The sequence below is a fragment of the Mesorhizobium sp. M0751 genome (assembly GCF_040320265.1).
Classification (GTDB): domain Bacteria; phylum Pseudomonadota; class Alphaproteobacteria; order Rhizobiales; family Rhizobiaceae; genus Mesorhizobium.
In genome coordinates this window covers 450147-464528 of record NZ_JAMYPH010000002.1, presented here as the reverse complement: position 1 = coordinate 464528, position 14382 = coordinate 450147, and the positions used below count along the sequence as shown (strand labels likewise).

The window sequence follows — 14382 nt, the reverse complement described above, 5'->3', positions numbered from 1 at the left end:
CCAATTTCGTTCTGGCGAAGGGAGGCAGGCTGGTCGAAGGCGGTTTTCCATCGCCCTGCCAATCTTGGGGCGTTTGCGCTGCCCCTCACCCTTACCCTCTCCCCGTGAGGACGGGGCGAGGGGGTCGCCAGCGTCGCGGTCAAGCCCCTTCTCCCCGTTCTTTACGGGGAGAAGTGCCCGGCAGGGCGATGAGGGGCAGCGCCACGATGGCAATTGGTGCTGCTACCGGATGCAGAGACCGCCGTTCGCAGGCCGATCAAATACCAACGAAGCCTAAGCCGTCGCCTTGGCCTTCCTGCCCCGGCCCTTGACGGGCGCGGGCGGGGCGGCCTTGCGGCCGAGGCCGATCGCCTTAGCGAGCTGCGAACGCGAGGCCGCGTAGTTGGGGGCGACCATCGGGTAGTCGGACGGCAGGCCCCATTTGGCGCGATAGGCGTCGGGCGTCAGCCCGAAATGAACGCCGATATGGCGCTTCAAGGATTTGAACTTCTTGCCGTCCTCGAGACAGATGATGTAGTCCGGCGTCACCGATTTCTTGGGATTGACGGCAGGCGTCAGCGGCGCGGCGACCGGCACTGCCGGTTGCCCGAGCCCTCTTATGGAAGCGCTGACGCTGGCGATGAGATCCCCGAGGCCGGAAGCCGGCAAGCGGTTCTTCTCGACATATGCGGACACGATATGGGCGGTCAGCTCGAGCAGGTCGATGTCGTTGCGAGCGTTGTTGCTGTCGTCGATCAATCTATTTCTCCGTCCGTGGGGGTCGCAGAAATTCCTAGTCGGCAAATCTGCGCAATGCAATGACGCCGCACCACGTCACACATTATTTTGAATAATAATACTAACGGCAGCGCGGGATTAACAACCCTGAGCCGGTGCTCGATAATATCAGACAATCAGCAATATCAGATAATCAGGGATTTGTCGCGCCATAGTCGAAATCCGCCTTCGAAGGCGCGTGTGTTGTCGCCGCGTCTGCAATCGGCGGGCAAGTCGGTGAGTTCATCGACATTGCCGCCGCCGATGACCACGTAATCCGGCTGCATCGCGGTGCGAAGCCGGTCGACGACGTCGAAGACGTATTTGCGCCATTTCTTCTTGCCCCGCTTTTGCAGGCCGCGTTCGCCGACATAGTCTTCGAAACTGCCGCGCTTCTTGTAGGGAAGATGGGCAAGCTCCATCGGCTGGGCGACGTTGTCAACAATCATCGCGGCCCCCAGGCCGGTGCCGAGGCCGAGGAACAGCATGCGGCCGCCCTCATAACTGCCGACGGCTTGCATCAGCGCATCGTTGACGACTTTCACCGGCTTGCCGAACTCGGCGGCGAAATCGCAGCCGACCCAGCCCTTGCCGAGATTGGCGGGTTCGATCAAAGGCCGGTTGTGGTACGCCGGGCCCGGATAGCCCATCGAGACGACATCGTAGTGCAGCCCTTCGGCGAGCGTCTTCACCGCCGCGACCATCTGCTGCGGCGTCAGCTCCGGTCCGGAAGCGGTCTTGTGCTCGTCGCCACCGGCGCTGGTGCGGATCTTGACGTGCGAGCCGCCGATATCGATCGCAAGCACGATCTTTTCGGCGTCGGGTGCCGGTTGCTTTACTGCTTTCGCCATGGCCGTCGCCTCCCAGAAATCATGTCGCTGGATTGATCCAGCCGTTCGGCGGCCCGAATCCAGCCATCGCTTCGGCCGGCCCCCACGTCTTTGGCGCGTAGATAGGCGGCGGCGTGGTGTCGCCGAGCACCGGACCGACGATGCGCCAGGCGAGCTCGCTGGCGTCCTGGCGGGTGAACAGCTGGCCGTTGCCGTTCATGGCGTCGCCGATCAACCGCTCGTAAGGCGGCATGTCGCCCTTCGAATCATCGAGCGCAGTGAGCTCGACCTGCTCGCCGACCATGTCGTCGCCGGGTGCCTTGCGGCGAGCTCCGATCGAGATCGCCACCTGCGGATCGATGCGGAAGCGCACGTGATTGCAGTCGCCGGGCTTGATTGGATCGAAGACGTCGAGCGGCGGCCGCTTCAGCCGCACGATGACCTCGGTGGCGTGCACCGGCAGGGATTTGCCGGCGCGGATGAAGAACGGCACATCCTGCCAGCGCCAGGTATCGACGAAAAAGCGCACCGCCGCGAAGGTCTCGACCGGCGAGTTCGGCGCCACGCCGGGCTCGTTGAGATAGCCGTCGAACTGGCCGCGCACGACATCGTCCCTGGTCAGCGTCCGGATCGCCCGCAGCACCTGCACCTTCTCGTCGATCAGATCGTCGGCCGAGCGGCCGACCGGCGGCTCCATGGCGAGCAGCAACAGGATATTGAGCAGGTGGTTTTCGATAACGTCGCGGATGCAGCCGACCTCGTCATAGAAACGGCCGCGGCCCTCGACACCGAAATCTTCGGCCATGGTGATCTGTACGCTCTCGACGTAATTGCGGTTCCAGATCGGCTCGAGGAAGGAATTGGCGAAGCGGAAATAGAGCAGGTTCTGGATCGCTCCTTGCCGAGATAATGGTCGATGCGGAAGATCGACTTCTCGTCGAAGACCAGATGCAGCACTCGGTTCAGCCAGCGCGCCGACTGCAGATCGTGGCCGAACGGCTTTTCCACCATCAGGCGCGCGCCCTGGGCGGCGCCGGATTGTTCCAACCCCTGGACGACCACCTCGAACATAGCCGGCGGCACCGCCAGATAGTGCAGCGGCCGCTCAGCGCTGCCGAGTGCGGCTTTCAGCTTCTCGAAGGTCGCAGGTGCCCGGTAGTCGCCGCTGACATAGCGCAGCAGCGATGCAAGCCTAGCGAAGATCTTGTCGTCGATGCTGCCGATGGCATTGACGATGCCATCGCGGGCGCGCGCCTGCAGCTTGGCGAGGTCCCAGGGATCGAAGGCGACGCCGATCACCGGCTCGTTCAGCGTCCCCTTGGCCACCATGGCGTAGAGGGCGGGGAAGATCTTCTTGTGGGCGAGATCGCCGGTGGCGCCAAAAAGCACCAGCGTGTCCGATCGTTCCTGGCTCATGGGCGTGCCTCCCTGTCGCCCGTCACGCGCCGGCCTTCGGTTTTTCGACATGGCCGCCAAAGGCGTAGCGCATGGCGGACAGAAGCTTGTCGGCGAATTCGGATTCGCCTTGCGAGGAGAACCTGTCGAACAGCGCCGAGGACAGCACCGGCGCCGGCACGCCGGTGTCGATCGCCGCCTTCAGCGTCCAGCGGCCTTCGCCGGAATCCGAAACCCGCCCGCCGAACTGCGTCAACGACGAATCGGCCTTCAGCACGCCGGCCGTCAAATCGAGCAGCCACGAGCCGATGACGCTGCCGTGCCGCCAGACCTCGGCCACCTCAGCGATGTCGATGTCGAACTGGTAATATTGCGGGTTTTCGAGCGGGCTGGTTTCGGCGTCGGCGGTGCGCTGCCTTTTGCCGGCATTCGCCGATTTCAGGATGTTCATGCCCTCGGCATAGGCGGCCATGACGCCGTATTCGATGCCATTATGGACCATCTTGACGAAATGGCCGGCGCCGCTCGGCCCGCAGTGGAGATAGCCGAAGGGAGCGGTTCCGGCGTCCTTGGCGGGGGTGGGCGAAGCGGCGTCGGCGCCCGGCGCCAGCGTCGCGAAGACCGGATCGAGATGCTGGACCGCGCTGTCGGGGCCGCCGATCATCAGGCAATAGCCGCGCTCTAGGCCCCAGACGCCGCCGCTGGTGCCGACATCGACATAGCTCAAGCCGTTCAAGGCGAGGCGCGCGGCGTGGTCGACGGCCTCGTGATAATAGGAATTGCCGCCGTCGATGATGATGTCGCCCGGCTCCATCAGGGCAGCCACCTGGTCGACGATCCTGCCGGTGATCGCCGCCGGCAGCATCAGCCAGGCGCTGCGCGGCTTCGCCAGCTTGCCGACGAACTCCTCCATCGAGGCGGCTCCGACCGCGCCGGCGGTCACAAGCGCCGCGACGCTCGCCGGGTTGATGTCGTAGACGATGCATTCGTGGCCATCGCGCAGCAGGCGCCGAACCATATTGGCACCCATCCGGCCCAGTCCCATCATTCCTATCTGCATGGTCTCGTCCTGCCTTACTTGAGGGATCGATGGTCTAGTGGCTGTGCGGCATCGTCGATACCAACGGAAAAGTCGACATTCTCCCAACGGCCGGCATCGGACCAGAAGAATGTGAAGACAATGCTATTGTCCGGGCTATTGCCCGGAGCGGCGTCGGCAACCGGCAACTCCGCAAGATGGATGCCGAAAGCGTTCGCGGCGGTCTCGGTGTCATGGACGGTTGCCCAATTGTCGCTGCTCCAATGAACCACCGCCCGGGCCAGAAGTTCGATGCGCAGCGCCTTGCCTGCCGGCATGGTACGGATCTTGTGGTTGAAGCGCCATGCCCTGAAGCGCGACACCGTCCTGCCCTCGATATAGCGCTTGACGCCTTGTGGCGGCATGTCGAATACCGTGCCGTCGCGCAGCGACCGCAGCAGCTTGATGTGCTCTGAATGCGCCCAGACCAGCGGCTTGGCGCTGCCGGAGGGCCCGCCATGCCGCAATTCGCGCTCCGGCATGTCGGGACCGTCCCAGACCTGCTCCGGCAGCAGGCCGCCCGGCCCGGCAGAGATCTCGAACGTCCTGAGCAAGCTTGCCGCGCTATCCCTACGGCCTGCCGCCAGCTCGTAATGGGCGCGCTCGCCGACCAGAAGCGGCCAGAGCCGACCCTGGCCGGTTCCATCGAAGGGCGCGCCGTCGGCATGCTCGCCATAGCCATCGCCATTGTAGCGGTACCAGAGCGGGCCCTGCGGCAGTTCGCAGCGCAATTGCGCGTCGATGACCTTGACCGTGTCGAGGATGCGCGGATCGTCGGCTGCCCTCAAACCGAAGCGGACCAGCGCCAGCGCATCCGGGCTGACGATCGCTTCGGCCGGGTGGTCCGCATCGCCGGGTGGGCGGTTCTTGATCGGTACAAAGCCGTCCTTCGGCGATGTCGCGCCGGCGGTGTCGGGCGGGGCGATGCGGACATAGTAGCCTTCGACGCCGACTTCGTCGCATGCGGCGGTGCCGACGACGTAGGTCCAGCGCTCGATCTGATCGTTCCAGACATCGGCGGTCTCGCGCAGATAGTTTGCCGGCTCTGTTTTGCCGGCGGCATCGAAGATGTCCGCAGCCGCAAGCAGCGCAGCGATCTCGACCGCAAGCGAGAATGGGCTGTAGCCGGCGTCTTCCTCCCAGCGGTCCTCGCCGGTGACCGGGCCGTTGCACACGACATAGGCGGCAGCGCGCTCGATCATCGGCATGAAGGAGGAGAGTGCGGCAGGCGGCAAATGGCCGGCGCGGCGCAGCGCGTCGGCGAGCAGCAGCGGGAAGGCGCATTCGTCCATCTGGATGCCCGGCCAATAGACCGACCCGTCGAGCCAGGCGTTCTGCGGCCAATGGCCGTCCGGCTGCTGGATCGAGCGCAGATAGCCAAGGATGCGCAAGGCTTCCGCCGGATCGCCGGCGGCGAGGAAGCCGCCGGCGGTTTCGACCAGATCGCGCGGCCAGACCAGGTGATAGCCGCCGAGGTCGTCGTCACCCTTGTTGAAGCCCCACGGGATCGACAGGCTGGCAACGGCGGCTCCGGTAGACGAGTGGTGCGTCGCCAGCACAGCCGTGCTGAGGCGGTAGCTGTTGAGGCCGGACGCCGCATGCCGGTCCAGCGGCAGCAATCCGGCCTGCCATTTGCGCCATTTGTCGATGTAGGAACTGGCTGCGGGCTCAAAGCCTAGCCTCAGGCTGGCGAAAGCAGTCTCCGCCGCCTGTTGCGGCGTCGTGCCGAAGCCCAATGCCAGCAATATCTTTGGGTTCGCGGCCGAAAACCAGATCTCGCCGGTCAGCGCGACATTGCCGTCCTCGGCCCTGCGGCAGGCCGCATCGAGGCGGCCGGCCTGACGAAGCTGCTGCCAGCCATCGGAGATGCCGACATAGCCGGCCGAGCACGCCTTCCACGGCAGCGACGAGGCGAGCGCCAGGCAGGTGCCGCGTCCCGATGCAAACAGCACAGCCTGTCCTTCATGGTCGTCGATCCAGGCCGTGTTGCCCATGCCGGCGTTGACGAGGTGCGGCGCCAGCAGCGCGTGGACGCGGTAGTCGCTGGCCGCGCCTTTGAGCGGCATGAAAATGATCTCCTGCAGCAGGACGGGACGTTCCGGATCGGTCAGGATGCGCTTTTCGATCCGGTAGGTTCCATCGCTTGCGGTGTTGACCAGCCGGTAGGCAGGCACCCCGTCCTCGAAGGGTTCGATGCGATGCTCGGCGTCGCGCTTTTCTTCCGAGAAGTAGCCGTCGGGTCCGGTGACGATCAGCCCCAGATCGCGGGTGCAGGCGCTATCGAGGCGGGGATAGTAGATCTCGTTGAGAATACCGTGACTGATAGTGAACCAGATCGGGCAGGCCGGCGACAGCGCGGTGCCGACGCCGCTCTTGGCGCTCGACGTCCAGCGCGCCGGAATGCCGGGTGCACCCGGGGCAAGGTTCGCTGCCATTCAATCGGTCTCCAGCGCCATCCCTAGACCAGGAGTCGAACCGGTTTCAATGATTGCACCGCAAGTTGATTGCCGGCCATGGATTGCTGTTGACAGCGTGTCGCCTATCTGCATTTGTCTGATAATAGATAAAAAACAAGATTGTGAGCGTATCAGCAATACCCACCAGCCAGCTATTAACCACCAGTAAGACAGCAACTCACGGGAGGAGTATGACATGAAGAAAGTATTCGTTTTGGGCGCCCTTGCGGCAATGCTCGCCGCAGGCACCGCGCTTGCCGACACCAGCGGCAAGAAGATCGCCTTCTCCAACAATTACGCCGGCAATTCGTGGCGGCAGGCGATGCTGGACAGCTACGCCATCGTCACCAAGAAGGCGGTTGCCGACAAGGTGGTCGGCGCCGCGGACGTCTTCACGACGGCCGACAAGGAAGTGCCGACGCAAGCAGCCCAGGTGCAGAACCTGATCCTGCAGGGCTATGACGCGATCGTCATCAACGCGGCGTCTCCGGATGCGCTCAACGGCGCCATCAAGCAGGCCTGCGACGCCGGCATCGTCGTCGTCTCCTTCGACGGCATCGTCACCGAACCCTGCGCCTACCGGGTGGTCGTCGACTTCAAGGACATGGGCAAGCAGGAAGTCGAGCAGATGGCCAAGTTCCAGCCCAAGGGGGGCAACCTCCTGGAAATCCGCGGCCTCGCCGGCACCTCGATCGACGATGCCATCCATGCCGGCATCCTCGAAGGCGTCGCCGCCCATCCCGAGTTCAAGATCGTCGGCTCGGTGACCGGCGACTGGGACCAGACCACGGCACAGAAGGCCGTCGCGACGATCCTGCCGTCGCTGCCGGATGTGGTCGGTGTCGTCGACCAGGGCGGTGACGGCTATGGCGCGGCGCAGGCCTTCGCCGCTGCCGGCAAGCCACGCCCGACCATCATCATGGGCAATCGCCAGGACGAGTTGCAGTGGTGGAAGGAGCAGAAGGAAAAGGACGGCTACCAGACCTGGTCGGCATCGATCGCACCGGGCGTATCGACGCTTGCCTTCTGGGTGGCGCAGCAGGTGCTCGACGGCCGCACCGACGTGCCGCACGACCTGCTGGTCCCCTATCTTGCCTTTACCCAGGACGATTTCGAGGCCGCGCTGCCGAAGATTCCGAAGGGCGGCGTCGCCAGCCACGAATACACGCAGGAAGACGCCGTCGCGGCGATCAAGGCCAACATCAAGTGAGCATGGCACTATTGTTGCCGCCACGGATAACCGGGTATCGTTGAGGGATGCCCGAGGCCAGTGCAGACATCATCATGCCGGACGGCGCCGAAAAACCTTTCGGCGCCGTCAGTATGGACATCATAAGACTGGACGGCGCCGAAAAACATTTCGGTGCCGTCAGGGCGCTTGCCGGTGTCGATTTCAGCGTTCGTGCCGGAGAATGCGTCGGTCTCGTCGGCCATAACGGTGCCGGGAAATCGACGCTCATGCATATGGTGGCGGGCACGCTTACTCCGGACGGTGGGCGGATCGCCGTCCGCGGCGGTGTCGAGGCAAGTTATTCCGTGCCGCGCGCTCAGCAGCTCGGCATACGCTGCGTTTTCCAGGAACTGTCGCTCTGCCCGAACCTTAGCGTCGCCGAGAACACGCGGATCAACCACGCCTCGCTTAATGGCTTCGGCTGGCGGCGCAAGGCGGCCGACCTGATAGCCGCCAAGCTCGACGAGATCTTCCCCGGCCACAGCATCTCGGCATCCGACATCGTCGGCGACCTTTCCATCACCAGCCGGCAGATGGTGGAGGTGGCGCGCGCCTTCACGGTCACGCAGGAGCCGCTCGAGCTGGTCATCCTCGACGAGCCGACGTCGTCGCTTGATGCGCATACCGCCGGCCAGCTGCTGGCGTTCGTGCGCCGCTTCATAGCCGGCGGCAAGAGCTGCATCCTGATCTCGCATGTGCTGGGCGAAGTGCTCGGAAACGCCGACCGCATCGTGGTGATGCGCGACGGCAAGGTGGTCGCCGCCGGGCAGGCCGATCAATTCGACCGCGACAGGCTGGTGACGGCGATGGGCGGAGCGGAGGCGCGCGAGAAGGCCGCAGCAGGGATTGCGAGCGGCAAGCCGGAACCCGGTCCGCTGCGGGTCCGGGCGCGCCCGGCGCGACAGCAGGACGGCAACGAGCTCGTTGCCCGGGCCGGTGAGATCATCGGCCTTGCCGGACTTGCCGGGCATGGGCAGACCGACCTTTTGCTGGCGATCTTTGCCGCGGCTTCCCGTGCCAAAACCGGCATCGAGGTCACCGCGCCTGTGGCGCTGGTTGCCGGCGACCGCCAGTCGGACGGCATTTTTCCGCAATGGTCGATTGCCGAGAACATCGGCATCCGTTCGCTGGCGCGATTGCGCAACGGGCTTTTGATCTCGCCGCAGCGCGAAGCCGAGCTCGCCCAGCTGTGGCAGCGGAAAATCGGCATCCGTACGCCCGACATGAACAACAACATCTTCTCACTGTCCGGCGGCAACCAGCAGAAGGCGCTGTTCGCGCGGGCGCTCGGCTCCGACGCCAAGATCGTGCTGATGGACGATCCGATGCGCGGCGTCGACATCGGCACCAAGCTCGAAGTCTACGACCTAGTGCGCGAGGAGGCTCGCCATGGCCGCACTTTCCTCTGGTACACCACCGAAACCGAAGAGCTCGACAATTGCGACCACATCTATGTGTTCAAGAACGGGCGGATCGTCGCCAACCTTCGTCGCGACGAACTGACGGAGGAAAAGATCATCCAGTCCTCGTTCGGCGACGCGGCCTGAGATGACAGCGGTATCCATCGAGAATGGGCTAAAATCTTCGGCTCGTGCGACGAGGCGGGCGCGCATGCTGCGCAGCCTGCTGCCGGCACTGTCGCTGGCGCTGGTGCTCATCGCCATCGCCTGGCTCAACCCGCGCGCCATCAGCTACTTCGGTTTCAGCCTGATGCTCAATCTGGCGATCCCGATCGCGCTGGCGACGATCGCGCAGATGTTCGTCATCGCCGGCAACGAGCTCGATCTGTCGATCGGCACCTTTGTCGGCTTCGTCGGCTGCGTCACGGCGACATGGCTGAAGGACGCGCCGTTGCTCGGCGTCGTCATCCTGCTCGGGTCGATCGGTGTCTACGCGCTGCTCGGCGCGCTGATCCATCTGCGCAACCTGCCCTCTATCGTGGTGACGCTCGGCATGAGTTTCGTCTGGCAGGGCATGGCCATCCTGATCCTGCCGAAGCCCGGCGGCAAGGCGCCGGACTGGCTGCTGGCGCTGATGGCCTTCAAGCCACCCTTCATTCCGTTCCCGATCATCGCCGCATTGCTGATCGCGGCCGTCGTCCACTTTGGCCTGATGCGCACTTCCTATGGCGTCATCCTGCGCGGATCGGGCGGCAATTCAGCTGCACTGAAGCGCGCCGGCTGGTCTCTGCTCCGCACCAAGATCGCGCTGTTTGCGCTGACCGGCCTGTTCGGCGTTTTGTCCGGCATGGCGCTGATCGGCATCACCACCTCGGCCGACGCCAATATCGGCAATGGCTACACGCTGCTTTCGATCGCCGGCGTCATTCTCGGCGGCGGCGAGTTCGTCGGCGGCCGGGTGTCGCCGATCGGCGCCGTCATCGGCGCGCTGACGCTGGCGCTGGCGGCATCGCCCCTCCTGACGTTCATGCACATTCCGCCCGACTGGCAGGTTGCCGCCAATGGCGCCATCCTGATCATCGTGCTGGCGGCGCGGGTGCTGATCAGCCGCAAGGAGAGGTGAGCATGGCTTCGCTGCGGACGCTGCTCGCCAGACCCTGGATATGGTCGTTCTTCGGGGCGCTGCTGGTGTGGCTGGCGACCATCGCCTTCACCGGCGGCTATGGCGGAGGCGGCATGATCACGGCGGCGCTGTCGCTCGCCGTCTTCACCGTTATCGTCGGCGTCGGGCAGATGTTCGTCATCACGCTCGGGCCGGGCAATGTCGACCTGTCGCTGCCGGCCAATATCGGCCTTGCCAGCGCCGTCGCCATGAAGGTCATGGACGGCAACGATACGATGATCGCGGTCGGACTGGCGGCAGCGCTTGCCTGCGGCATGGCGATCGGTGCCGTCAACTACCTGCTGATATGGGCGCTGCGCATTCCGCCGATCATCGCGACGCTGTCGGCCAGCTTCGTCATCCAGTCGGTCGATATCAGCTATGGGCGCGGCCTGCAGATCAAGCCGCCGCCGGGCTTTGCCGACTTCACCAACTGGCAGGTGTTCGGTATTCCGGTGCTGGCGATCCTCACCGTGCTGTTCACCATTGGCGCCGGCATCGTTTTGCAGCGCATGATCTACGGACGCTCGGTGCTGGCGATCGGCCAGAACATCCGCGCCGCCTGGCTGGCAGGCGTCAATGTCGGCCGCACCCGCTTCCTCACCTACACGCTGTCGGGCGCGCTCGGCGGCCTCGACGGCGCCTTGCTCGCCGGTTATTTCCGCGGCGCCAATGTCGATATCGGCAATGAGTATCTGCTGGCGTCGATCGCGGTCGTCGTCATCGGCGGCACGTCGGTGGCGGGCGGCAAGGCCAATGTGCCGGGGGTCTGGGGCGCGGCGCTGTTCCTGGTGCTGCTGTTGACTATGCTCAACACATTCGGCGTCAGCGTCGGCGTCCGCCTGGTGCTGACAGGGCTGATCATCGTCGGCGTCATCACCGCCGCCGGTGGGCAGAAGGCGCTGCGCTGACCACAGCTTCGTCATCCTCGGGCTTGACCCGAGGACCCATGCGTGACCTTGCCGAGGAATGCGAACGGAACATTCTGCATCGCCGCGAAACGCAGGCGCTGCGGCGGCGAGCCAAAACATCGGGTTCCCATCCGAGCATTGGCCATGTAAATCCCGTCGCGCTATTGGCCAGCATTATCACATGAGGTTTGCGTGTCCGATTTCGTCAGCACCACAAGGCAGGGCAACGTCGCGGTGGTGAGCATCGACAATCCGCCGGTCAATGCACTGAGCTTCCATGTGCGCGAGCCGTTGATGCGGGCGCTTGTCTCGCTGCGCGACGAGCCGTCGGTGGGAGCAATCGTGATAGCCTGCGCCGGGCGGACCTTCGTCGCCGGCGCCGACATCACCGAATTCGGCAGGCCGGCACAGCAGCCGGAATTGCGCGCCATTGTCGCCGTGCTGGAAACCATCACCAAGCCGACGGTCGCCGCCATTCACGGCACTGCGCTCGGCGGCGGCCTGGAACTGGCGCTCGGCTGCCATTTCCGTGTTGCCGACCAAGCGGCAAGGCTCGGCCTGCCGGAAGTCAAGCTCGGCCTGCTGCCGGGCGGCGGCGGCACGGTTCGCCTGCCGCGTCTCGTCGGTCCGCTGAAGGCGCTCAGCATGATCGTTTCGGGAACGCCGATCGGTGCGGCCGAGGCGCTCGCCGACGGCCTGGTGGATGCCGTCTTCGATGGCGACCTGACCGCGCAAGCGGTGAGTTTTGCGGCCGACATGGCCGCCAAAGGCGGTCCTTTCACGCCGGTGCGCAACCGCAATGATCGCCTCGACCAGGCCGACTTGCCGGCTTTCGACAAGCAGGCGGCAGCGTTTTCCAAAAAAGCGCGCGGCCTCGAAGCGCCGGTCGCCTGTGCGCGGTCGGTCCGCAACGCCCTGACGCTGCCCTTCGACGAAGCGCTGGCGGCCGAACGCGACCTGTTCGTCAAGCTTGTCGCCGGTGACCAATCACACGCCCAGCGGCATTTGTTCTTCGCTGAACGTGAGGCGGCAAAGATTGCCGGCAAGGATGTCGCCAGGCGCAAGATCGCCCGGGTCGGCGTCATCGGCGCCGGCACGATGGGCGGTGGCATCGCCATGGCGTTCGCCAATGGCGGTCTTCCCGTGACCTTGCTGGAAACAACGCAGGAGGCGTTGCAACGCGGACTGGCGACGATCGACAAGAATTATGCCGTTTCCGTTATCCGCGGATCGCTGAGCGAAGACGCCAAGCGCCAACGGCTTGGGTTGTTCAAGGGTTCCACCGACTATGCCGATCTTGCCGATTGCGACCTGATCGTCGAGGCCGTGTTCGAGGAGATGGCGGTCAAGAAGGATGTCTTCGGCAGGCTGGATGCCGTGGCCAAACCGGGCGCGATCCTCGCCACCAATACCTCCTATCTCGACGTCAACGAAATCGCCGCTTCGACGTCGCGGCCGCAAGATCTCCTCGGCATGCATTTCTTTTCGCCGGCTAACGTCATGAAGCTTTTGGAAATCGTCCGCGCCGACAAGACTTCGCCCGACGTGCTGGCGACCATCGTCGAGCTGGCACGGCGGATCGGCAAGGTGCCGGTCGTCGTCGGCGTCTGCCACGGCTTCGTCGGCAACCGCATGCTGGCGGCGCGGGGTGCGGAACTGGAGACGCTTCTGCTGGAGGGCGCAATGCCGCGCCAGGTCGACCAGGTGTTCACCGATTTCGGCTGGCCGATGGGGCCGTTCGAGATGAGCGATCTCGCTGGCCTCGACATAGGCTGGCGCAACCGCAAGGCGCGCGGCCAGACGGCCGTGATCGCCGATGCGTTGTGCGAACAGGGCCATTTCGGCCAGAAGACCGGCAGCGGCTTCTATCGCTACGAAGGCGGTTCGCGCACGCCGCTGCCCGATCCCGAGGTCGAGGCGCTGATCCGCAACAAGGCTGCCGAACGCGGCATTGCACCGCGGCCAATCGGCGCCGAGGAGATCATCGAGCGGACGCTCTATCCGATGGTCAACGAGGGCGCCAAAATCCTCGAGGAAAAGATTGTCGCCCGCGCCTCCGATATCGACGTCGTCTGGGTCAACGGCTACGGCTTCCCGGTCGGCAAGGGCGGACCGATGTTCTGGGCAAGCCTCGAAGGCGTGGACAAGATCATCCAGCGGCTGGATCACTGGCACAAGCAGACCGGCAAGGACGTCTTTCGAGTGGCACCCCGGCTCAGGCAGATGGCCGAAACCGGTTCCCGGGACCGCGCTGCCGGCTGAACTTGGGACTACCGAATCCGTGCGTCCATGATCTCGACAAAACGCGCGAACAGACCCGCCTGCGACTTTATCTTGAGCTTGCGGTAAATGTTGCGGCGATGGACTTTTACGGTTCCCGGCACGATGCGCATCGCCCTGGCAATCGATTCCGTGGAATGGCCCTGAAGCACCAGATCGACGACATGCTGTTCGCGCGGCGTGAGCGAAAGGCTCTTCCAGATGTGAGCACGTTCGAACTCGCTGACCGGAGCAATCGCCTCGTCTTGCTTCGTCCCAACCGGCCCGTCAGCCGGAAGGCTAGGCCAGCGCAGCCTGACGAGGCTGATCACCGCAGGCGCCATGTCGCGCAGCAACCTGGCATCGGCGGTTCCGAACGGCCCCGAAGCGCGCAATCGCATTAGCGAGACTACCAGTGCGTCCTTTCCCGGCAGCGGCACGAAGAAGCCGACCTCCTCCGCAAGCCTGGTCTGGCTGTAGTAGGAGCGGTAATATTCGCTGGCATAGAAGCGGTCCGGCGCCAATTCGCGCATGCGCCAAAAGCCTTCCTTGCGTTCGACCGCAGCATGGTGGAACGGATCGAGCAGGTAAGGCCCTTCCTGATAGAGCGCGACGAAGACGTGGCTGTCGGCCGGCGAGAATGTCTCGAACAGCAGCGGCGGGCGTGAGGCGCCGCGATAGCCGAAGATCACGCAATGATCGAAGCTGACATGCTGGCGGAGCCAGGCAACCATTGCCTTGCCGAAAAGCTCGCCGCTCGTCTCCCGCGTCGCTGCGATGAGCGCAGCGAGCCGGTTGTATTCATCGCTGCGCGAAACGCCCAATTCATACCCCTCCAAACGAGAAAATAGACGAAATATACCACCTGGGAGGTATATACTAGCTGCCATTGGCTCTGATAGCG

General features: G+C 64.4%; 10 protein-coding genes and 1 pseudogene. 5 read left to right on the top strand and 6 right to left on the bottom strand.

Going from position 1 to position 14382, the window contains the following annotated elements; translation table 11 throughout:
• Positions 1–273: 273 nt before the first annotated feature.
• The 5 genes and pseudogenes from NKI19_RS04920 to NKI19_RS04900 form a co-directional block, all read right to left on the bottom strand.
• A complete protein-coding gene (locus NKI19_RS04920; RefSeq protein ID WP_352564715.1) occupies positions 274–738 on the bottom strand; it encodes a Ros/MucR family transcriptional regulator in 465 nt (154 codons plus the stop codon).
• 164 nt (positions 739–902) lie between these two features.
• Positions 903–1607 carry an ROK family protein gene (locus NKI19_RS04915; RefSeq protein WP_352564713.1) on the bottom strand — a complete coding sequence of 235 codons (705 nt, stop codon included), beginning with the start codon at positions 1605–1607 and terminating at the stop codon, positions 903–905.
• Positions 1608–1626: 19 nt separating this feature from the next.
• A pseudogene (gene zwf, locus NKI19_RS04910) lies at positions 1627–3002 on the bottom strand (glucose-6-phosphate dehydrogenase).
• Positions 3003–3024: 22 nt separating this feature from the next.
• Complete coding sequence (gene gnd, locus NKI19_RS04905) at positions 3025–4041, bottom strand: phosphogluconate dehydrogenase (NAD(+)-dependent, decarboxylating) (protein WP_352564711.1); 1017 nt, start codon at positions 4039–4041, stop codon at positions 3025–3027.
• A 14-nt stretch (positions 4042–4055) separates the two neighbouring features.
• The gene (locus NKI19_RS04900; RefSeq protein WP_352564710.1) at positions 4056–6494 is read right to left on the bottom strand and encodes a glucan 1,4-alpha-glucosidase; all 2439 of its coding nucleotides are present in this window, start codon (positions 6492–6494) and stop codon (positions 4056–4058) included.
• A gap of 217 nt (positions 6495–6711) precedes the next feature.
• Here NKI19_RS04900 and NKI19_RS04895 point away from each other — a divergent pair, with 217 nt between their 5' ends.
• From NKI19_RS04895 to NKI19_RS04875, 5 genes are all read left to right on the top strand, one after another.
• Complete coding sequence (locus NKI19_RS04895; protein WP_352492258.1) at positions 6712–7725, top strand: ABC transporter substrate-binding protein; 1014 nt, start codon at positions 6712–6714, stop codon at positions 7723–7725.
• 74 nt (positions 7726–7799) lie between these two features.
• On the top strand, positions 7800–9293 hold the full coding sequence (locus tag NKI19_RS04890) for a sugar ABC transporter ATP-binding protein (RefSeq protein WP_352564742.1): 1494 nt from the start codon (positions 7800–7802) through the stop codon (positions 9291–9293).
• A gap of 1 nt (position 9294) precedes the next feature.
• On the top strand, positions 9295–10269 hold the full coding sequence (locus NKI19_RS04885; protein ID WP_352492257.1) for an ABC transporter permease: 975 nt from the start codon (positions 9295–9297) through the stop codon (positions 10267–10269).
• A gap of 2 nt (positions 10270–10271) precedes the next feature.
• Positions 10272–11219, top strand: a complete 948-nt coding sequence (locus tag NKI19_RS04880; RefSeq protein ID WP_352492256.1) for an ABC transporter permease — start codon at positions 10272–10274, stop codon at positions 11217–11219.
• Positions 11220–11411: 192 nt separating this feature from the next.
• Positions 11412–13481, top strand: a complete 2070-nt coding sequence (locus tag NKI19_RS04875) for a 3-hydroxyacyl-CoA dehydrogenase NAD-binding domain-containing protein (RefSeq protein WP_352492255.1) — start codon at positions 11412–11414, stop codon at positions 13479–13481.
• Between the two features lie 8 nt (positions 13482–13489).
• Here the strand turns inward: NKI19_RS04875 and NKI19_RS04870 are convergent, their stop codons facing one another.
• Positions 13490–14302 carry a response regulator transcription factor gene (locus NKI19_RS04870; RefSeq protein WP_352492254.1) on the bottom strand — a complete coding sequence of 271 codons (813 nt, stop codon included), beginning with the start codon at positions 14300–14302 and terminating at the stop codon, positions 13490–13492.
• Between the last annotated feature and the right edge of the window lie 80 nt (positions 14303–14382).